The organism is Arthrobacter gyeryongensis (assembly GCF_039543785.1).
Taxonomy (GTDB): domain Bacteria; phylum Actinomycetota; class Actinomycetes; order Actinomycetales; family Micrococcaceae; genus Arthrobacter; species Arthrobacter gyeryongensis.
Map to the genome: position 1 here is coordinate 1 of NZ_BAABKK010000032.1, position 19,507 is coordinate 19,507.

18 protein-coding genes are annotated in these 19,507 nt (G+C 64.6%); 5 read left to right on the forward strand and 13 right to left on the reverse strand.

The window, feature by feature from the left end; all coding sequences use genetic code 11:
• From ABEA18_RS20600 to ABEA18_RS20610, 3 genes are all read right to left on the reverse strand, one after another.
• Positions 1-611, reverse strand: a 611-nt coding sequence (locus tag ABEA18_RS20600) for an ABC transporter permease (RefSeq protein ID WP_425550559.1), incomplete at its 3' end; no start/stop codon positions are given.
• A gap of 64 nt (positions 612-675) precedes the next feature.
• Complete coding sequence (locus ABEA18_RS20605) at positions 676-1,671, reverse strand: substrate-binding domain-containing protein (protein WP_345452313.1); 996 nt, start codon at positions 1,669-1,671, stop codon at positions 676-678.
• A 169-nt stretch (positions 1,672-1,840) separates the two neighbouring features.
• Positions 1,841-2,851: a LacI family DNA-binding transcriptional regulator gene (locus ABEA18_RS20610; protein ID WP_345452315.1), complete on the reverse strand. Its 1,011-nt coding sequence runs from the start codon at positions 2,849-2,851 to the stop codon at positions 1,841-1,843.
• A 156-nt stretch (positions 2,852-3,007) separates the two neighbouring features.
• Between ABEA18_RS20610 and ABEA18_RS20615 the strand changes: the two genes are divergently transcribed.
• The 5 genes from ABEA18_RS20615 (at position 3,008) to ABEA18_RS20635 (ending at position 7,863) form a co-directional block, all read left to right on the forward strand.
• Positions 3,008-4,186: a Gfo/Idh/MocA family protein gene (locus ABEA18_RS20615; RefSeq protein WP_345452316.1), complete on the forward strand. Its 1,179-nt coding sequence runs from the start codon at positions 3,008-3,010 to the stop codon at positions 4,184-4,186.
• Positions 4,183-5,202, forward strand: coding sequence for a sugar phosphate isomerase/epimerase family protein (locus tag ABEA18_RS20620; RefSeq protein WP_345452317.1), 1,020 nt, complete (start codon positions 4,183-4,185; stop codon positions 5,200-5,202). Before ABEA18_RS20615 ends, ABEA18_RS20620 begins: the two co-directional genes overlap by 4 nt.
• Positions 5,203-5,360: 158 nt before the next feature.
• Entirely contained in the window at positions 5,361-5,741 is a 381-nt protein-coding gene (locus ABEA18_RS20625) for an ArsR/SmtB family transcription factor (RefSeq protein WP_345452318.1), read from the forward strand.
• Positions 5,738-7,456, forward strand: coding sequence for a SulP family inorganic anion transporter (locus tag ABEA18_RS20630; RefSeq protein ID WP_345452319.1), 1,719 nt, complete (start codon positions 5,738-5,740; stop codon positions 7,454-7,456). The genes ABEA18_RS20625 and ABEA18_RS20630 overlap by 4 nt, the downstream gene beginning before the upstream one ends.
• Positions 7,456-7,863: a hypothetical protein gene (locus ABEA18_RS20635; protein ID WP_345452321.1), complete on the forward strand. Its 408-nt coding sequence runs from the start codon at positions 7,456-7,458 to the stop codon at positions 7,861-7,863. The genes ABEA18_RS20630 and ABEA18_RS20635 overlap by 1 nt, the downstream gene beginning before the upstream one ends.
• 56 nt (positions 7,864-7,919) lie before the next feature.
• Here the strand turns inward: ABEA18_RS20635 and ABEA18_RS20640 are convergent, their stop codons facing one another.
• The 10 genes from ABEA18_RS20640 to sucC form a co-directional block, all read right to left on the reverse strand.
• Positions 7,920-8,792, reverse strand: coding sequence for a sugar phosphate isomerase/epimerase family protein (locus ABEA18_RS20640; RefSeq protein ID WP_345452323.1), 873 nt, complete (start codon positions 8,790-8,792; stop codon positions 7,920-7,922).
• Positions 8,793-8,800: 8 nt separating this feature from the next.
• A complete protein-coding gene (locus tag ABEA18_RS20645) occupies positions 8,801-9,814 on the reverse strand; it encodes a Gfo/Idh/MocA family protein (RefSeq protein WP_345452325.1) in 1,014 nt (337 codons plus the stop codon).
• A 32-nt stretch (positions 9,815-9,846) separates the two neighbouring features.
• Positions 9,847-10,758 carry a sugar phosphate isomerase/epimerase family protein gene (locus tag ABEA18_RS20650; protein WP_345452327.1) on the reverse strand — a complete coding sequence of 304 codons (912 nt, stop codon included), beginning with the start codon at positions 10,756-10,758 and terminating at the stop codon, positions 9,847-9,849.
• Positions 10,759-10,768: 10 nt separating this feature from the next.
• Positions 10,769-12,280, reverse strand: a complete 1,512-nt coding sequence (locus ABEA18_RS20655; RefSeq protein ID WP_345452329.1) for a CoA-acylating methylmalonate-semialdehyde dehydrogenase — start codon at positions 12,278-12,280, stop codon at positions 10,769-10,771.
• Positions 12,281-12,323: 43 nt separating this feature from the next.
• The gene (gene iolD / locus ABEA18_RS20660; RefSeq protein ID WP_345452660.1) at positions 12,324-14,252 is read right to left on the reverse strand and encodes a 3D-(3,5/4)-trihydroxycyclohexane-1,2-dione acylhydrolase (decyclizing); all 1,929 of its coding nucleotides are present in this window, start codon (positions 14,250-14,252) and stop codon (positions 12,324-12,326) included.
• Between the two features lie 20 nt (positions 14,253-14,272).
• Positions 14,273-15,202 (reverse strand): Cgl0159 family (beta/alpha)8-fold protein, encoded by a 930-nt coding sequence (locus tag ABEA18_RS20665; protein ID WP_345452331.1) that lies wholly within the window; start codon positions 15,200-15,202, stop codon positions 14,273-14,275.
• The gene (gene iolC, locus ABEA18_RS20670; RefSeq protein WP_345452333.1) at positions 15,199-16,233 is read right to left on the reverse strand and encodes a 5-dehydro-2-deoxygluconokinase; all 1,035 of its coding nucleotides are present in this window, start codon (positions 16,231-16,233) and stop codon (positions 15,199-15,201) included. The genes ABEA18_RS20665 and iolC overlap by 4 nt, the downstream gene beginning before the upstream one ends.
• 210 nt (positions 16,234-16,443) lie before the next feature.
• A complete protein-coding gene (locus tag ABEA18_RS20675) occupies positions 16,444-16,848 on the reverse strand; it encodes a tautomerase family protein (RefSeq protein ID WP_345452335.1) in 405 nt (134 codons plus the stop codon).
• A 456-nt stretch (positions 16,849-17,304) separates the two neighbouring features.
• Entirely contained in the window at positions 17,305-18,207 is a 903-nt protein-coding gene (gene sucD / locus ABEA18_RS20680) for a succinate--CoA ligase subunit alpha (RefSeq protein ID WP_345452337.1), read from the reverse strand.
• Between the two features lie 27 nt (positions 18,208-18,234).
• On the reverse strand, positions 18,235-19,401 hold the full coding sequence (gene sucC / locus ABEA18_RS20685; protein WP_345452339.1) for an ADP-forming succinate--CoA ligase subunit beta: 1,167 nt from the start codon (positions 19,399-19,401) through the stop codon (positions 18,235-18,237).
• Positions 19,402-19,507 lie beyond the last annotated feature (106 nt).

The window sequence follows — 19,507 nt, forward strand, 5'->3', positions numbered from 1 at the left end:
CAGAAGAACACCGTGATCTTCACCTCGACCCCGCCGATGCTGATCGAGGACGCGAACACCGCGTGCGCCGACTCGAAACCATCCAGCTTCGAAATCGACGGGGACGACACACTGCCGCCGATCAGCCGGGTCAAGGCCAGGTTCAGGCCCGTGAGCATCAGGAACGTAGCGAGCGTCACGATGAAGGACGGCAGCTTCGTCTTGACCAGGATCCACCCGTTGATGAAGCCGATGCCGAGTGAAACGACGAGCGCCAGCACGACGCCGACCCACGCGTTCATCGAGAAATACCAGCTGAACAGGGAAGCCGTCAGGGCCGAGGAAATCACGGCCACACCGGTGGAAAGGTCGAACTCACCGCCGATCATCAACAGCGACACCCCCACCGCCATGATCCCGATCGTCGAGGAACCATACAGCACGGTCGCGAGCGCGTTCGGCTGCGTGAACGTCTGGGACACGGACGCGAAGAAGATGAAGAGGACGACCGCCCCCACGAGGGCGCCGACTTCGGGCCTGCCCAGAAACTTCTGGACCGGGCTACGGCGTCCGATCCGCTCATCGCCGGGGGCCGAAGCCGGTGCCGGCGGCAGGGTTGCTGTGTTTGCCATAGGAAGAACTCCTTGTTGGTCAGGCCGCGCGGCGGTCGCCCGCCGCGCGGCCAGAATCCTGGATCTAGCGGACGCCCTGCTGGGCGAATTTGAGAACGTCGGAGGCGTTGGACTTGTCCACGATGGTGGGACCGGTCAGGACGGGCTGGCCGCCACCGAGCTTGAAACCTCCGCGCTTGGCCTGCCACAGGGAGTCGACGGACATGTAGCCCTGGAGCCACGGCTGCTGGTCCACCGTGAAGATCACAGAGCCGTCCACGATCTTCTGGGCGAGGTCCGCGTTCAGGTCGAAGCTGGCCACCTTTGCGGAGCTGCTGGCGTCCGTGACGGACTTGAGGAGCGTGAGGGTGATCGGCGCGCCCAAGCCGATGATGACATCTGCATCCTTGGCTGCCTGGAGCTTCGCGGTGGCGGTGGACTGGACCGCCGTCATGTCCTTGCCATCGACGTACAGGATCTCAGTTCCGGGCACCTTCGCCTTGACGCCGGCACACCGTGCTTCGAGGCCGACGTGGCCCTGCTGCTGAATCACGCAGACCGGGTGCTTGAAGCCCTGTGCCGCGAGCCTGGTTCCGACGGCCTCGCCGGCGAGCTTCTCATTCGAACCGAAGTGGGTGAAAGCCCCGAGCTGTGCCGAGACGCCCTCGCCGGCGTTGAGGCTCACCACCGGGATGCCGGCATCGGTGGCCTTCTTGAGGACGTCCTTGAGGGCGTCCGGGGTGGCGAGGGTGACAGCAATACCGTCAACCTTCTGGTCGATGGCCTGCTGGACGAGCTGGGCCTGGCGCCCGGCTTCGGGGTCGCTTGTGTAGAGAAGCTCAACATTGTCCTTCGCAGACGCTTCTTCTGCACCCTTGCGGACGATGTCCCAGAACGTGTCCCCTGCTGCCGCGTGGGTGATGAGGGCGACTTTCATGCGCGGAGTGCTGACGACTTGCCCGCCTCCGGCGGCGTTGGCGGTGTCAGCCGGCTTTCCGCCTTGGCTGGAACAAGCGCTAAGAGCCATCATCGGAACGACGGCTGCCACAAGTGCCGCCTTCCGCCAAGAAAACTTCTTCACGATTTATCTCCTTTGATAGGGGTTGCGGCCCTGCCACTCTGCAGGAGCTCAAAGCCCTCTACACAGATCATGGTGACTCGCCTCACATATGTCAATACTTTGTCCTGACATTAGGATGTTTTTACGTGAGATGGTCGCATGATCCCCCACGAACACCGTGAGATCGGGGCTACGGGGCCGGTCGGGCCGTGGTACTTCGCAGCACGAGGACGGGATCAATCAAGGTGCGCTCGGGCTTGATGGCGGGGTCTTCAATCCTGGCGAGCAGCCTGTGCGCAGCATTAATGCCGACAACGTCGCTTCGGTTGTCGACGGAAGTGATGTCCAAGTACCTCGACTTGGCCAACGGGGAATTGTCATAGCCGATCACCGAAATGTCGCCGGGCACGCGAAGGCCCCTGGCCTTGAGGACGGCAAAGGCGCCCACGGCCATGGTGTCGTTGGCCGCGAAGATCGCCGTCGTGTCCGGGTGGTGGTCCAGGAGCCAAGAAGCCGCGGCGTAGCCGTCCTCCTCCGAAGTACCTTTGGACTCGGCAATCAGGAGTTCGACGCCGGCCGCCTGGATCTGCCGCCGGAAACCGGCACGCCGATGGGCTGACGCGCCGTCGGACCCTGAGAGATGGCCAATGCGGGTATGACCGAGCCCCAGCAAGTGGTCAGCGGCCACGCCGCCGCCGCCGTCGTCGTCGTTGGTGATGAGGTCGGCACCGACCGGCACCCCCTTGCGCCACCCGGCCACCACCGTGGGAACCCACGTCCTGGCCAGCATGGAATCGCTCGGTTCTGCGGCGATGACAAGCGCGTCAACATGCATGGCAAGAAGTCCGTCGGCTGCTTCCTTGATGCGGTTTTCGCCGGGCTGGGAGTCGGCCAGCGTGACGTGGTAACCGAGCTCCGAAAGTACCGACTCCATTCCCCTGAGGAGATCGACGAACCAAAGATTCCTGTAGTCGTCAATGAGCAGGCCGATGCTCTTGGTCCGATTGCTCGCCAGCGTGGTCGCGGCCCTGCTGGGACGGTAGCCGAGCTCAGACATTGCCGACTGGACAGCTTGGCGGCGCTTGTCACCGACCCTTTCCGGCGACTGGAGGACCAAGGACACCAGCGACGGCGAGACGCCAGCCAGCTTGGCTACGTCATAGATGGTCGGGCGGCGGGTTTTAGGACTTGTCGCACTCACGATTCGGGGAACCTTTCTACTCTGCTGTCAAGGGTATTCGCGGAACATTGACAGGACATACTCACATGATTAGGCTTTGTGTCCAGTGCTAAATTGTAGCGCTCCAAAATGCCCCGGTGTGCTCGACACCCAGGCTTAATTTCGAAGGAGAAATCAATGGCTGAGAGCCTAGGGGTCGCCGTCATCGGCGCAGGAATGGCCGGCAAGGCACACGCGGCGGCCTACCGCACAGCGTCCGCCCTTTACAGCCCCGTGCTTCCGCCGGTGCGCCTCGTGTCTATCGGCGATGTGAACGCGGAGTTCGGGTCCCTCGCTGCCCGGCGTTTCGGTTACGAACGCAATGACACCTCGTGGCAAGCGATCGCAGAAGCCGACGACATCGACGTCGTCAGTGTCGTCATCGCGAATTCCCTCCACCGCGAGGTGGTCGAGGGGCTCCTGGCCGCAGGCAAGCACGTCCTCTGCGAGAAGCCGCTGAGCGACTCGATCGAGGATGCCCGCGCCATGGCCGATGCCGCCCGCAACGCTTCGAGCATCGCGCGCATCGGCTTCACCTTCCGCCGCACGCCCGGCATTGCCTACATCCGTGATTTGATCCGGACCGGTGTCCTCGGCAAGGTGCTGCACTTCAGCGGCCGCTACTGGACCGACTATGGCTTCAGCCCGTCGGCTCCCATGAGCTGGCGCTACAAGGGCGGCCCCGGCTCCGGCGCGCTGGCCGACGTCGGAAGCCACCTGGCCTACGTCTCCGAATTCCTGTGCGGCGACATCAAGTCCATCAGCGGCGGCCGCCTGAGCACCGTCATCGACAAGCGCCCCCTGCCGCTTGCCGCCGTCATGGGCCACGACCACGCCGCTGTCAGCGACACCTTCGAGGCCGTGGAGAACGACGACTACGCAGCCTTCAATGCCGAGTTCGAGAACGGCGCCGGCAGCTTCGAAGTCTCCCGCGTTGCCGCCGGCCACGCCAACAGCCTCAACTTCGAAGTGTTCTGCGAGAACGGTGCGGCCAAGTTCGACCAGCGCCGCCCTTCCGAAATCCAGCTCTTCCTCAACGATGGTTCCGGCAACGAGAACGGCTACCGCCAGGTCATCCTCGGCCCGGGCCACCCCTACATCGCCGGCGGCCTCGCCATGGACGCCCCCGAAGTCGGCTTCGGCCAAAACGACGCTTTCGGCTACCAGGCCCGCGCGTTCCTCGAAGAGGTTGCCGGTTTGCCTGAATCCGAATCCCTCCCCCGCTGCGCCACGTTCGACGAAGGCGTGCGCAACATGGAACTGCTCGGCGCTGTCACGGAATCGGCACTCAACAACGGAAAGACCATCACGCTATGAAACTCGGCGTCTACAACGCAATCCTGCACGACAGGCCGCTTCCCGAGGCCCTCAAGGTCATCGCTGATCTGGGCCTCACGGGCATCGAGATCAACACCGGCGGCTTCCTGCCTGCCGTCCACGTCCCCACCCTGGACGACATTCTGGTGTCCGATGCCGCCCGCGACGACTACCTCGGGATCTTCGAGGGGACCGGCGTTGCGATCGCAGGCCTGAACTGCAACGGCAACCCGCTGCACCCGAAACGCGAGATCGGCGAGAAGCATGCCGAGGACATCCGCCGCTCCATCCGGCTTGCAGAGCGTCTCGGCCAGAGTCGAGTGGTCACCATGTCCGGCCTGCCCGGCGGTGAGCCCGGCGCGACCGTGACGAACTGGATCGTCAACGCCTGGAACTCGGCAGCCTTGGATGTGCTGGACTACCAGTGGGACATCGCGGCGAAGTTCTGGCGCGAGACAGACCGCCTGGCCGCTGACCACGACGTCAAGGTAGCCCTTGAACTGCACCCGCAGAACATCGTGTTCAACACCGCCGACGTGCACAAGCTCATCGAGCTCACCGGAGCTACCCATGTGGGCGTTGAACTGGATGCTTCGCACCTGTTCTGGCAACAGATGGATCCGGTAGCCGTGGTCCGCGAACTCGGCCCGCTGGTTTTCCAGGCGGCCGCGAAAGACGTGCGCATCAACACCGCGAATGCAGCCCTCTACGGGGTCCTCGACAACAGCTTCCGTCGCCTCTCGCCGGACGAAAGCCGCACGAACCTCGGCGGCGACGAGTGGGCCAACGAGTGGCCCAAGAACTCCGCGTGGGACTTCGTTGCCCTCGGCCGCGGGCACGACACCGCCTACTGGACCGAGTTCCTGCGTGCCCTGCATGAAGTGGACCCGAACATGCTGGTCAACATCGAGCACGAAGACACCTCCCTCGGCCGGATCGAAGGTCTCGAGGTCGCAGCCAAGGTCCTGCGGGACGCCGACGCGGCGCTCACTGCGTCGCTCAAGGTGACGGCGTAGGGGGTTCCTCGAACTCCAAAAGAGGGCTTCATCCGAGATTCGGATGAGGCCCTCCTTGTGTTGGCACGCAGGGCTCTCCGTTGCCGCCCTTGCTACACTGGATGATGAATCCATAAAATAGTCAAGCAAGGCTCGTGATGGCGGGCAGGGAGGCAGTCATGGAAGAGTTCGCGGATTTCCGGGCACCGCTGTACGAGGTGAAGGCCAATCTGTTCAAGGGGCTGGCCCACCCGGTCAGGATCCGGGTACTGGAGCTGCTGTCGGCGGCGCCCGAAGTATCTGTGACAGAGCTTCTGTCCGCAACGGGCCTGGAGGCATCGCACCTGTCCCAGCATCTGTCGGTGCTGCGCCGATATCAGCTCGTCAAGGGAGAGCGACGGGCGCTGCAGATGTTCTACACCTTGGCGTACCCGCAGGTCGCGGAACTCCTCTCCGTTGCGAGACTGCTGCTCAACGACATGCTGCACACCACCCGGGCGCAGCTTGAGTCCTCAGAAGCGACTGCACCCGCGTCAGCCGCGGCGGCCAGCACCCGATGAAGATCCTGGTCGCGGCCCGGGCCTTCCTGCCCGCGCGCCAGGATTACGCGCTGTTGCCGCGTACCTGGAAAGGAGACCTGGTTGCCGGGGTCACCGTCGGCATCGTCGCGCTGCCGCTGGCCCTCGCGTTCGGTGTCAGCTCCGGCGCGGGTGCGGCCAGCGGACTGATCACCGCCGTGATCGCCGGCGTGATCGCGGCCGTTTTCGGTGGTTCCAATATCCAAGTCTCCGGACCTACCGGCGCCATGGTCGTGGTTCTAGGCCCGGTCATCGCCGCCCACGGGCTCGGTGCACTGGCCGCTGTCTCGGTCCTTGCCGGGGTGATAGTGGTGGCCGCCGGGCTACTCAAACTCGGGCGGGTCGTGACGCTCCTGCCCTGGCCGGTGATCGAGGGCTTCACGGTCGGAATCGCGGTAATCATTTTCCTGCAGCAGGTCCCTGCCGCATTCGGCGCCAAGCCCGGGCCCAGCAGCAACGCCGTCATCTCGGCGATCCAGGCCATCGGCACTGTGTCCCCAGCCTCGGTTCTTGCCCCGGTTGCCGTGGTAACTCTGGTCGCGGTGATCATGGTTGCCTCGCCGCGGATCCATCCCCGGATCCCGGGCTCGCTCATCGCGATCATCATTGCCACTGTGGCCGCGCAGTTCCTTGATCTGCCCGTGACCCGGATCGGTGCCTTGCCCGATTCCCTGCCGGCCCCCATGATGCCTTCGCTGGACCTGGCGACGATCACCGCGCTGGCCGGTTCCGCGGCCACGATCGCGGCCCTGGCCGCGATCGAGTCGCTGCTCTCGGCACGGGTCGGGGCGTCGATCTCCGATACCGGTCCCTACGACGCGGACCGTGAGCTCCTGGGCCAGGGACTGGCGTCCGTTGCATCCGGATTCTTTGGTGGCATGCCCGCCACCGGTGCCATCGCCCGCACCGCGGTGAACATCCGCTCCGGCGGCCGGACACGCCTCGCCGCCATCACCCATGCGCTGGTCCTGCTGGCCGTGGTGTACCTGGCCACCGGCCCGGTTTCCCGCATCCCCCTTGCCGCGTTGGCCGGGGTGCTCATGGTCACCGCGACACGCATGGTCTCCCTCAAGACGTTGCGCAGCGTGATCGGATCAACCCGCGCCGACACGGTCGTGTTCTTCGTCACCGCACTGATCACCGTGTCCTTCGACCTGATCGAAGCCGTGGAAATCGGGATCGCGGCGGCCGCGTTCTTCGCCCTGCGTGCCTTGGTCCGGTCCAGCGGGGTGCACCGGGAGGAAATCCCCGGCCCGGTCCACGAAGGGGACGAGCACATCGCCGTGTTCCGGCTCGACGGGGCGTTGTTCTTCGCCGCCGCCGAACGCGTCCTGGAGAGGGTCAGCGCCATCCGGAACGTCGACGTCGTGATCATCCGCATGTCACAACTGCAGATCCTGGACGCAACCGGGGCCAGAACAATCACCGACATCGTCCAGGCCCTGGAACGCCGCGGAATCACAGTGCTGATCAAAGGGATCCAGGAACGCCACCTTCGGCTCGTCACCCAGGTGGGGGTCCTGGACTCCCTTCGCCACCACAAACACCTCTTCACCGAACTCACCCCCGCCGTGGAGCACGCCCGAAGCCACGTCGCCCGCGCCGCCAGCGCACGCACCGCCCACAATCCCGGCAAGAACCCGCAACCGGTCCAGCCGCAGGCGACCCTACAGACGCCCACCTTGAAAGAAGACTAATGCCTTCCTTGAACGAAACCAGCGCCCGTATCCGGGCCGCCCACCTGCTCGTGCGGTCCACCGAGGAATGGGACAGCCTCTCCGAAGATTTGCTTCGGAGCTACGATCTCAATGACAACGACAAGATCGAAATGCTCTGCGAATCCTTCGTTGCCGCTTGGAGGTCGGTCGTCCGCAACCTCCTCACCGACACGCTGAACGCCATCGACATCACTGTCACCCCGGCCGTTCATCTTTGGGGTATCGCCACCCTGAATGCCGCCGGGCGCAGCTGCGAACCGCTCTTGTGCTCCCCGGAAGGACTCTCTGCACTTCCCAAGACCACCGTTCATGGCAGGCCGCGACTTCTCAGCTTCGAGGAAGTGATGACCGGGTACAACACCTGCCTGGCGTCCCTCCTTCAGTAGCCAGGACAACAAAGGGAGGCGGCGAGAAACCCGCCGCCTCCCTTTGTTGTCTGCCCTTATTGGACCTTCGCGATGTACTTGCCCATGGTTTCCAGCTGGTAGCGGGAGACTTCGTTGGCGTTGTCGTCCTCCGCGAAGACACTCGACACCATGACGGTGTTGTCCTTGTCCAGGAAGCCGATTTCCTTGAGTCCGCCGAAGAACTCGTCCCAGTTGACGTCGCCGTCGCCGATCTTGAGGTGCTGGTGCACGCGCACGGCGTTGCCTGGCGGGTTGGTGATGTAGCGCAGCCCGTGGGAGGCGTGGTGGTCCATGGTGTCGGACACGTGGACCAGGCGCAGCTTATCCCCCGCCGCCCGCATGATGTCGAGCGGCTTGTTGCCCATGTGGAACGTGTGCGAGGCAACGTAGACCATGCCGATGTTAGGCGAGTTCACGCCACGGATGACGCGCAGGGCAGCGAGTCCGTCCTCCACGAAGTCGTCCGGGTGCGGGTCGATAAGGACGTCCAGGCCCTCACGCTCGATGATCGGAAGCAGTTCTTCCATGGAGCGGTAGAAGGCCCTTTCGGACTCCTCTGCCTTTTCCGGGCGTCCACTGAATTCGGTGTTCATGGTCTGCACACCAAGGTCAACCGTGATCTGGATGGCGCGCTTCCAGTAACGGACAGCGGCCTCGCGGGCGTCTTCGTCCGGTCCGGACCAACGCAGCACGGGAAGCACCGAGGCGATCTCGACGCCGGCATCCTTGCAGGCCTTCTTCAGCTGGCCGACGAGCTCGTCGTCGGCCTTGGGGTGGTTGAAGAACGGGATGAAGTCCGCGTGCGGGGTCAGCTGGAGGTACTTGTAGCCGAGATCGGCGGCCAGCCTCGGAAATTCCAGCAGGGTATGGCTGTGGTGGAACGGGGTGGGATCGAGGGCAATCTTCATGGCCACTCCTACTTGTACAGCTCAGGCTTGGTGTTCAGCTGGACGGCGACCTTTTCGCCCGACTTCTGGGCCTCGACGCCTGCTTCGCAGCAAGCGGCGGTGGCGTAGCCGTCCCAGGCGGTGGGGCCGCCGATTTCGCCGCGGCGGGCGGCGTCCACCCAAGCCTGGACCTCGACGTCGTACGCGGCACCGAAGCGCTCTTCGAAGCCGGGCGTGACCTTGCCGCCCCAGCGGCCGGCGCTGCGGACGTAAGGACCGCCGTCGCCGCCGATGCTCACGATGCCGTCCTCGAAGGACGCCTGGGTGGCGACTTCGTAGCCGAACTTGGCGTTCACGTAAATTTCGACGTCGGCCAGGACACCGGACTCCGTCTCGATCAGGACGTGCTGGGGGTCGTGCTGGCCGTTCGGGGCGTTGCGCGTCGCCTTGCCCAGGCGGACCTGCACGGAGGTGATTTCCTCACCCGTGAAGAAGCGGATGGCGTCGAACTCGTGGACCACGGAGTCGTTGATGAGCATCTCGTTGGTGAAGCCCTGGGGAGTGTCCGGGTTGCGGTGCTGGTGGTGCAGCATGAGCAGCTCGCCGAGTTCACGATCGCGGATCACGGAACCCAAGGCGGCGTATTCGGCGTCGAAGCGGCGCATGAAGCCCACCTGGATGCGCTTGTGGCCGAGCGCCGTTTCGGCCTGGACAACCTTCCAGGCACTCTCGGCATCCGGAGTGAGCGGCTTTTCGCAGAGGATGGGGAAGTCCTTCTCCAGTGCCTTGTACAGGATTTCCTCGTGCAGGAAACCGGGCGTCGCGATCAGGACGGCGTTGACATCGCCGTTGTTGAGGGCCTCATCGGCGCTGGTGAGGGCGACGGCGCCGTCGATCCCTGCGATGGCGGCCTGCGCCCGGGCGAGGTCGACGTCGACGACGGCGGCCACTTCGGCGCCGTGGATGCGGGTGCTGAGCCGCTTAATGTGGTCGGCGCCCATGCGGCCTGCGCCGATGACGGCCACGCGGAGAATGTCAGTCATTGTTTCTGTCCTTAGGTGTCTGGGCTGCTGTGCTACTGCACGGCAGTGCGGGAACCGCACGAGAGCAGGTAGTTGCGGGTGCGCTTGGCGATGGGCATGGGGACGTCGAAGGCCACGGGGTACATGTCCTGTTCCACAATGCCAAAGATCGGGCGGTTAAGTCCTTCAACGGCCTCGATGACTGCACGCAGGTCCGGAAGGCCGTTTGGCGGTTCGGTCATGACGCCGGCCAGGTTGGCTGCCGCCCAGGTCATGTTTTCCTCGTTGACTTGTCTCAGGATGTCCGGGTTGATCTGCTTCAAGTGCAGGTATCCGATGCGGTCCGGGTAGTTCTTGATCAGTTCCAGGCTGGACGCTCCGCAGTATTCCGCATGCCCGGTGTCCAGGCACAGGTTCAAGTACTGGGGATCGGTCTCGGCGAGCAAGTGCTCGATATCCGCTTGGGCGCCGACATGGGAATCTGCGTGGGAGTGGAATTGCTGCTTGAGGCCGAAGTCTTCCAGCAGCACCTTGCCCATGCGGTTGTGGCCCGCGAACAGATCATTCCACTGATCCGGCGACAGCTCCCCGCTCTCCACGGCTTCGCCAGTGACGTCGTCGCGCCACATCGCGGGAATGACCACGATGTGTTCGCCGCCCATGGCAGCGGTCAGCTCAGCCACTTTGCGTGCGGGCTCCCAGGCTTCCTCGTACTGCGCGGCACCGCGGTGGAAGGCCGTGAAGACCGTCCCCGCCGTGACCTTCAAGTCGCGTTGCTTGAGCTCCTCGGCGAGGCGGGTGGGATCGTTCGGCAAGTAGCCGTAGGGGCCCAGTTCGATCCACTTGTAGCCGGACTCGGCCACTTCGTCCAGAAAGCGTTCCCACGGGGTCTGCTTGGGGTCATCCGCGAACCAGACACCCCAAGAGTCCGGGGCCGTGCCGATGATGAGTTTGTTCTCTGTCATTGCTCAAGCCTTAGTTGGAGGGGAAGTTGTAGGAGGCGCCGGAGGCGTGGGTGGGTTCGGGCCAGCGGGAGGTGACCACCTTGCCGCGGGTGTAGAAGGACACGCCTTCGGGTCCGTAGATGTGCTTGTCGCCGAAGAGCGAGGCCTTCCGGCCGCCGAAGGAGTGGTACGCCACCGGTACCGGCAGGGGCACGTTGATGCCCACCATGCCCACGGTGACGGAGCGCTGGAACTTGCGGGCGTTCGCGCCGGAGGAGGTGAAGATCGCGGTGCCGTTGCCGTAGGGGTTGGAGTTGATGAGCTTGATGCCTTCGTCCAGGTCCTCCACGCGCACCACGACGAGGACGGGTCCGAAGATTTCCTCGGTGTAGGCGGTCATTTCGGTCTTGACGTGGTCGATCACCGTGGGGCCGACCCAGAAGCCTTCTTCGTGGCCGGGGACCACCAAGTCACGGCCGTCCACGACCATCGCCGCTCCCGCGGCTTCGGCTTCGGTGACGATCCGCACGATGCGTTCCTTGGAGGCCGGGGTGATGACCGGTCCCATTTCGGCGTCGGGCTCGGTGCCGTTCTTGACCTTCACGGCCAGGGCGCGTTCCTCGACCTTCTTGACCAGCAGCTCGGCGGCATCGCCGACGGCGACCGCGACCGAGATGGCCATGCAGCGTTCCCCGGCGGAACCGAACGCGGCGGCGGCCAGGTGGTCGGCGGCGTTGTCCAGGTCGGCGTCGGGCATGATGATCGCGTGGTTCTTCGCGCCGCCCAGGGCCTGGACCCGCTTGCCGTGCTTGGTGGCGGTTTCGTGGACGTACTTCGCGATCGGGGTGGAGCCGACGAAGGAGATGCCGTCCACGTCCGGGTGGGTCAGGAGCCCGTCGACGGTTTCCTTGTCGCCGTGCAGGACCTGGAAGACGCCGTCGGGCAGGCCGGCCTGCTTCCAGAGCTTCGCGAGGAGCATCGAGGCGGAGGGGTCCCGTTCGGAGGGCTTGAGGATGAACGCGTTGCCCGTGGCGATCGCCATCGGCGCCATCCACAAAGGCACCATGACGGGGAAGTTGAACGGGGTGATGCCGGCGACGACGCCGAGCGGCTCCCGGAAGGAGAACACGTCGATGCCGGTGGAGACCTGGTCCGAGTAGTCGCCCTTGAGCAGCTGCGGGATGCCGCAGGCGAACTCGATGACTTCCAGTCCGCGGCCGATCTCACCCTTCGCGTCGGAAATGACCTTGCCGTGCTCGGCGGTGATCAGGGCCGCGAGTTCGTCCACGTGGGAGGCGACAAGTTCGCGGAACTTGAACAGCACCGCAGTGCGCTTGGCGAGGGAGAAATCGCCCCACTTTTCCGCCGCGGCCTTCGCGGCGGCGACGGTGGCGTCCAGATCGGCCCGGTTCGCGAGGCGCAACGTTGCGGAGACGGCTCCGGTGGCCGGGTTGTAGACCGGCTGGCTGCGGTCGCCGGCGCCTGCGGTTTCTGCGCCGTTGATGAAATGTTTGATGGTGGTCAGGGTGGTCGTCGTCGACATGTGCGGACTTCCTTGTCTGGTGCTTGAAGCGAGTTTGAGGGGGCTAGCCGAGCAGCTTGCGCTGGCGGTTCTTGTGTTCGGTGTACGTCTGATAGGCCTGCTGGGTGGATTCGAGTTCGGAGACCTGCGAGACGGGAACGTCCCACCAGGATTCGGAGCTCGGCGCGTCCAGCATGGGGTCCGATTCGACGTGGATGACGATCGGTCCGGTCTCTTCCGGTGCCGCTTTCGCGTCGCGGATGGCTTGTTCGAGTTCGGCGATGACCTTCTCCCCCGGTTCAATCCGGATCACCTTCGCCCCGAGGGACTCGGCGTTGAGGGCCAGGTCGATGGGCAGGTTCTCGCCGGCGTCGAAGGAGTGTTGCTCCTTGTCCAGGACCCGGTACTGGGTGCCGAAGCGCTGCGAGCCCAGGGACTCGGAGAGCGAGCCGATCGAGGCGTAGCCGTGGTTCTGGATCAGGACGACGATCAGTTTGATGCGTTCGGCGACGGCGGTGACAAGTTCGGTGTGCATCATCAGGTAGGAGCCGTCCCCCACCATGACCACGACGTCGCGATCCTTGCCGCCCGCAGCGGCCTCGGCCAACGCGGCGCGCTTGACGCCCAGGCCGCCGGGGATTTCGTAACCCATGCAGGAGTAGGCATATTCCACGTGGTAGCCGAAGGGGTCCCGGACGCGCCACATCTTGTGCAGGTCACCGGGCAGGGAACCGGCGGCGCAGATTACAACGTCCTGCTCGTCCATGGCCCGGTTGGTGGCGCCGATGATCTCGTTCTGGGCCGGGAGCGGCGTATGGCGGGTGTCGAAGGCTTCGTCCACGATTCCGTTCCAGCGCTTCTTCTCGGCCGCGATCTTCTGCTCGAGGTCCGCGCCGACCCGGTAGCCGCCGAGCGCCTGGTTCAGCTTGACGAGTGCCTTGCGGGCGTCGGCGACGATCGGCAGCACGGTGCCGTGCTTGTACGCGTCGATCGCGGCCACGTTGATGTTGACGAACTTCACGTCGGGGTTCTGGAACGCAGTGCGCGACGCCGTCGTGAAGTCCTCGTAACGGGTACCGATGCCGATGATCAAGTCAGCCTCGGCAGCGATGGCGTTCGCCGCCGTCGTGCCCGTGGAACCGATGGCTCCGAGCGAGAACTTGTGGTCCCACGGAAGGACGCCGACGCCGGCTTGAGTGTTGCCCACCGGGATGCCGGTGAGCTCGGCGAACTTGGCGAGCTCCTCGTTGGCGAAGGCGTAGAGGACCCCACCGCCCGCAATGATGAGCGGACGCTTCGCGGCACGGATGGCCTCGGCGGCGCGGCGGATGTCGTCGTCGTCGGCCTCGGGGCGGCGGATCCGCCACTCACGCTCGGCGAGGAACTCCTCCGGGACATCCAAGGCTTCGGCCTGGACGTCCTGCGGCAGCGAAATGGTCACGGCACCGGTCTCGGCAGGGTCCGTCAGGACGCGCAGGCCGTGGTGGAACGCCGAGAACAACTGCTCCGGACGGGACACCCGGTCGAAGAACTTGGACAGCGGACGGAAAGCGTCATTGACCGTGATGTCGTAGGCGTAGGGCAGCTCTAGCTGCTGCAGCACGGGGTCCGCGGCCCGGGTGGCGAAGGTGTCGGACGGCAGCAGCAGGACCGGCAGCCGGTTGGTGGTGGCCAGCGCCGCGCCGGTCAGCAGGTTCGAGGAACCCGGGCCGATCGAGGTGCTGATCGCGAAGGTCTGGCGGCGGCGGGTGTGCCGGGCGTAGCCGACAGCCTGGTGCGCCTGGGCTTGCTCGTTGCGTCCCTGGTAGTACGGCATGATGCTCGGATCAAGCTGCTGGTACTGCTTGAGGGCCTGGCCGACACCGGCAACGTTGCCGTGCCCGAAGATCCCGAAGGTGCCCGGGATCAGGCGCTCCCGGTACTCGCTCCCGCCGACTGTGTCCACGGTGTACTGCCTGGACAGGAACTCGACAACCGCCTGGGCGACCGTCATTCTGCGCGTTGACATTGCTCTTACTCCGATACTTTCGCAGGTGTCTTCAGCAGCGCTGGCGTTTTCAAGAGCGAGGCCGCGGTGGCCACGGCCCCGGCCACGTCCCCGTCGGCCGGATACAAAAGGGTTCGTCCCACAGTCAATCCCTGGACTCCGGGCAGGGCAAGCGCTGCCTGCCAGCTGGCGAAGACCTCGTCCTGGCCCGCGTCCGGATCTCCGCCCAACAAGACCGTTGGCAGTGTGGTGGCGGCCATGACGCGCTCCATCTCGGCCACGACCGGGAGCTTCATCCAGGTGTAGGCGCTCGTGGAACCAAGGCCCTGCGCAATCGCCACCGACTTGATGACCGCGTCCGGAGAAAGGTCGTTGCGGACCTTGCCGTTCGCCTCGCGGACGGACAAGAACGGTTCCACCATGGCGATGAGCTTGCGCGCCGCGAGGGAGTCCACCGCCTTGGCCGTCGCTTCCAGGATCGACGCCGTATCCGGGTCACCGAGGCAGATCCGGGTAAGCATCTTTCCGCCGTCGGCACCCAGGGCGTCCAAGGCGGCTGCGGTGTGGCCCGTGAAACGGTCGTCGATTTCGTTGACCAGACCGGCGAGGCCGCCGCGGTTCATCGAACCGAAGACAAGCTTGCCCTCAAGCGCCCCGAGCAGGAGCAGGTCATCCATGATATCCGGGCTCGCGAGCACGCCGTCGACGGCGGGATTCGCCAAAGCGATCTGCAGCCGGTCCAATAGTTCCCGGCGGTCCGCCATGGCCACCGGGTCGGCGCCGACGCTCAGCGCGCCGCGGGCCGGGTGGTCGGCTGCGACGATGAAGTTCTGGGAGCCGTACTTCAGGCCCGGGTGGCGGCGACGCGCGGCGGCGGCGCGGGCAACGGCGTCGGGATCTTCAAGCCGGATGGCACTCAAGTGCTCGTAACGGCGGGGGTCATCATTGAAGCTCAACGTGTTGCTCCTTCGGAAACTGCTGCGTGGGAAGCTGCTGCTTCGGCGCCCGCGGTGCCGGCAGGGGTCAGGCGGCCACGTTCGGCGAGCAAGGAGGTGACTTCCTCCGGCGTCGGCATCGCATCGGCGCACGAGAGGCGTGAGGCGACGATAGCCCCTGCGGCGTTCGCATAGTCCAGGATCCGGGCCAACGGCCAGCCGGACAACAGCCCGTGGCAGAAGGCGCCGCCGAAGGAGTCGCCTGCGCCCAGGCCGTTGACGGTCTCTACGGGGACGGGAGCGGAGACAACGCGTTCGGTGCGGGTCTTGGCCATGACGCCTTCGGGGCCAAGCTTGACGACGGCGATCTCGACGCCGGCGGCCAGCAGGCGGTCGGCCTGCTCGTCCGGGGTTCCTTCACCAACCGCGACGGCGCATTCCTTGTCATTGCCGATGGCGACCGTGACGTGCGGCAGGATCTTGGCGACCTCGGCCCGGGCCTCGTCTTCGGAAGCCCAGAACATGGGCCGGTAGTCCAAGTCCAGGATGGTGTACTGGCCCTCGTTCAGGCCTGTGCGCGGCCTGGCTTCATGTGCTGCGAGGTGGGCGGAACGGCTCGGTTCCTGGCAGAGGCCGGTCACGGTAGACCAGAAGATGCCCGCGTCCTTGATGGCAGCCAGGTCGAGTTCCTCGGCTTTGATCTGCAGGTCCGGCGCCGTCGGGAAACGGCCGTAGAAGTACAAGGGGAAGTCGTGCGGAGGCTGGATCGCGCAGAACGTGGCCGGGGTCTGAAGGCCCGGCACCGGGGTGACGAATGCGTCGTCGACCTTGAACTTGCGCAGCTCGCGGTGGAGGTAGATGCCGAAAGGGTCATCGCCCGTGCGCGTAATCACGCCGGAACGGCGGCCGTGGCGGGCGGCGGCAACGGCAACGTTGGACGGTGAGCCGCCAAGATACTTGCCGAAGGACTGCACGTCCTCCAGTCCCACACCGATGTCGTTCGGGTAGATATCAACGCTGATGCGCCCGATGGTGAGCAGTTCGTGGGTCACGGTGATCGCGGACCTTTCTGTAGTGAACTCTTCTTGCGGGACGGTGAGAGCTCCGGTGCTTTTGCCGGCCCGCAGTGAGCGGGGCCACAACCACTACTTTGCACCAGAATTCATGTCCTGTCAAAGGTTTGTACTGACATATTTACAACGAAACGTAATGGCATAAATTACGCGGCGACCAGGGCTTGAATCCGCCCCAAAACGCCTCAGTTAACGCGCAGGAACAGCAAGCTCGCCAGTGACATACTGGGCGCGGCCAAAGCCGAAGGACCAGTCATCGGCACTATTTTCGACGTACCCCAGGAAGACATCCTCGCCGGCGACGCCAATCTCGCCGAGCCCGGCGGCGATGGCAGCGAACAGGGACTGCTTGGCTTCGCGACTCCGCCCGCCCTGGGTGAATATCTGGATCATGACCACGCCGGAACTTCGTTCGAAACCGAGGCCGGCATCCTGCGCAACAATCTGGCCTGCTGGATGCTCGGTGATGATGTGGAAGTAGTCGCGCTCCGGGATGCCATACTCGGCGAGGATAGCGTCGTGAATTCGCTTGCTCAGGTCGTCGAGCTGCTCTGGTGTGCGTCCTTCGTTGACGTCAATGCGGACGAGGGGCATCTGCTCTCCTTAATAGTTTGTCCTGACATACTAACAAACTATTGAATCCCGCCACAAGCCCTTCCCGCCTGACGCCCCCTGCGACGCTCGCTCACATATCCGGCCAAATTCCAGGACGCTCGCTCTGATATCCGGCCTTAACCGCAAACGCTCGCTCACTAGATGTGAGCGAGCGTCGGGTCAAAAGCCTTCAGATGTGAGCGAGCGTCGGTGGAAAACCCTTCATAAGTGAGCGAGCGTGTGTCGTGGCAACGCCCGCCCGGGCATTCAACAGTTAAACCACGACGGCGCCCGTCACCTTCACGTGGAAGGTGACGGGCGCCGATCCCCAGACGCTCCCACCGCTCGCAAGCTCGCGGCGGGACCCTCGCGTCCGTGGGCCCTCCAGACGCTCCCACCGCTCGCAAGCTCGCGGCGGGTCCCTCGCGTCCGTGGGCCCTGATTTGGTGTTGTGTCCTAGAGGGTTGCGAAGACCTCGCGGAGCAGCTTGGCGGTCTCGGACGGGGTCTTGCCGACCTTCACGCCTGCAGCTTCGAGAGCTTCCTTCTTGGCCTGAGCCGTACCCGCAGAGCCGGAGACGATGGCGCCTGCGTGGCCCATGGTCTTGCCCTCGGGGGCGGTGAAGCCTGCAACGTAGCCGACAACCGGCTTGGTCACGTTGGCCTTGATGAAGTCGGCTGCGCGCTCTTCAGCGTCGCCACCGATTTCGCCGATCATGACGATTGCCTTGGTCTCCGGGTCAGCCTCGAACGCAGCCAGGGCGTCGATGTGGGTGGTGCCGATGACGGGGTCGCCACCGATGCCGATGGCAGTGGAGAAGCCAAGGTCGCGCAGTTCGTACATCATCTGGTAGGTCAAGGTACCGGACTTGGAGACCAAGCCGATGGGGCCCTTGCCCGTGATGTTTGCCGGGGTGATGCCAACCAGGGCCTCGCCCGGGGTGATGATGCCGGGGCAGTTCGGCCCGATGATGCGGGTGATCTGCTTGCCGTCAGCGTCCACCGTGGCCTGGGCGAGTGCCCAGAACTCGGCAGAGTCCTGGACCGGCACGCCTTCGGTGATGACGACGACAAGGCCGATGCCTGCTTCGATGGCTTCAACCACGGCGGACTGGGTGAATGCCGGCGGAACGAAGACGATCGAGACGTCGGCGCCGGTCTCCGCGATGGCTTCCTTGACGGTGCCGAAGACGGTGATGTCCTTGCCGCCGTGCAGGACCGTGGTGCCTGCCTTGCGGGCATTGACGCCACCGACGATGTTGGTGCCGGCCTTGAGCATCAGGGAGGTGTGCTTGGTGCCTTCGCCGCCGGTGATGCCCTGGACGATGACCTTGGAGTCCTTGTTGAGGTAGATAGACATGATTTAAGTCGCCTTACTTCCCGATGCTTATTTGGAGTTGGCGAGTTCGGCGGCCTTGTCGGCGCCCTCGTCCATGGTGGCTGCCAGGGTAACCAGCGGGTGGTTGGCCTCGGCCAGGATGCGGCGGCCCTCTTCGACGTTGTTGCCATCGAGACGGACAACCAACGGCTTGTTGGCATGGACGCCAAGCTCGGCCAGTGCACCGACGATGCCCTTTGCCACAGCGTCACACGCCGTGATGCCACCGAAGACGTTCACGAAAACGCTCTTGACCTGCTCGTCACCGAGGATGACGTCCAGGCCGGCGGCCATGACCTCAGCGGAGGCTCCACCGCCGATGTCCAGGAAGTTGGCCGGCTTGACGTTGCCGTGGTTTTCGCCTGCGTAAGCAACGACGTCGAGGGTTGACATCACGAGACCGGCGCCGTTGCCGATGATGCCGACCGAGCCGTCAAGCTTCACGTAGTTGAGGTCCTGCGCCTTGGCCTTGGCCTCGAGCGGGTCAGCTGCGTCCTTGTCCTCAAGGTCGGAGTGGTGTGGGTGGCGGAAGCCGGCGTTCTCGTCCAGCGTGACCTTGCCGTCAAGGGCGACGATATCGCCAGCGCCGGTCTTGACCAACGGGTTGACCTCAACAAGGGTTGCGTCTTCCTTCTTGAAGACATCCCAGAGCTTCAGGATGACGGAAGCAACCTTGCCGCGCAGTTCTTCGGAGAAACCAGCAGCGGCAACGATTTCGTCGGCCTTGGCCTGGTCGATTCCTACGGCGGGATCGATGGCGACCTTGGCGAGTGCCTCGGGGCGCTCAACGGCAAGCTGCTCGATTTCCATGCCGCCTTCAACCGAGCACATGGCCAGGTAGTTGCGGTTGGCCCGGTCCAGCAGGACGGAGAAGTAGTATTCCTCAGCAATGTCGGCGCCCTGGGCGATCATGACCTTGTTGACGGTGTGGCCCTTGATGTCCATGCCAAGGATGTTGGTGGCGTGCTCAAGCGCTTCGTCAGCGGACTTTGCGACCTTGACACCGCCGGCCTTGCCACGGCCACCGACCTTTACCTGCGCCTTGACGACGGTCACGCCGCCGATGTTCTCGGCAGCAGCCTTTGCTTCTTCAGGAGTGTGCGCCACGATGCCGGCGAGCACGGGTACACCGTGCGCTTCGAACATATCGCGCGCCTGATATTCAAACAGGTCCACGGTTTAGTGTCCTTCTACGTCGAAGTAGTTTCTGTACAGCCGGAAACCACGGTGACCGCGAAAACCGGCTGCGGATAGGTGCGCATCGAACGGCCGTCTAGCAGCC

Bases quoted from the DNA above. Each gene is read 5' to 3' on its own strand.
- ABEA18_RS20615 (WP_345452316.1), top strand. From the start codon at position 3,008: ATGGCTGAGAGCCTAGGGGTCGCCGTCATCGGCGCAGGAATGGCCGGC.
- ABEA18_RS20620 (WP_345452317.1), top strand. From the start codon at position 4,183: ATGAAACTCGGCGTCTACAACGCAATCCTGCACGACAGGCCGCTTCCC.
- ABEA18_RS20625 (WP_345452318.1), top strand. From the start codon at position 5,361: ATGGAAGAGTTCGCGGATTTCCGGGCACCGCTGTACGAGGTGAAGGCC.
- ABEA18_RS20630 (WP_345452319.1), top strand. From the start codon at position 5,738: ATGAAGATCCTGGTCGCGGCCCGGGCCTTCCTGCCCGCGCGCCAGGAT.
- ABEA18_RS20635 (WP_345452321.1), top strand. From the start codon at position 7,456: ATGCCTTCCTTGAACGAAACCAGCGCCCGTATCCGGGCCGCCCACCTG.
- ABEA18_RS20640 (WP_345452323.1), bottom strand. From the start codon at position 8,792: ATGAAGATTGCCCTCGATCCCACCCCGTTCCACCACAGCCATACCCTG.
- ABEA18_RS20645 (WP_345452325.1), bottom strand. From the start codon at position 9,814: ATGACTGACATTCTCCGCGTGGCCGTCATCGGCGCAGGCCGCATGGGC.
- ABEA18_RS20650 (WP_345452327.1), bottom strand. From the start codon at position 10,758: ATGACAGAGAACAAACTCATCATCGGCACGGCCCCGGACTCTTGGGGT.
- ABEA18_RS20655 (WP_345452329.1), bottom strand. From the start codon at position 12,280: ATGTCGACGACGACCACCCTGACCACCATCAAACATTTCATCAACGGC.
- iolD (WP_345452660.1), bottom strand. From the start codon at position 14,252: ATGACGGTCGCCCAGGCGGTTGTCGAGTTCCTGTCCAGGCAGTACACC.
- ABEA18_RS20675 (WP_345452335.1), bottom strand. From the start codon at position 16,848: ATGCCCCTCGTCCGCATTGACGTCAACGAAGGACGCACACCAGAGCAG.
- sucD (WP_345452337.1), bottom strand. From the start codon at position 18,207: ATGTCTATCTACCTCAACAAGGACTCCAAGGTCATCGTCCAGGGCATC.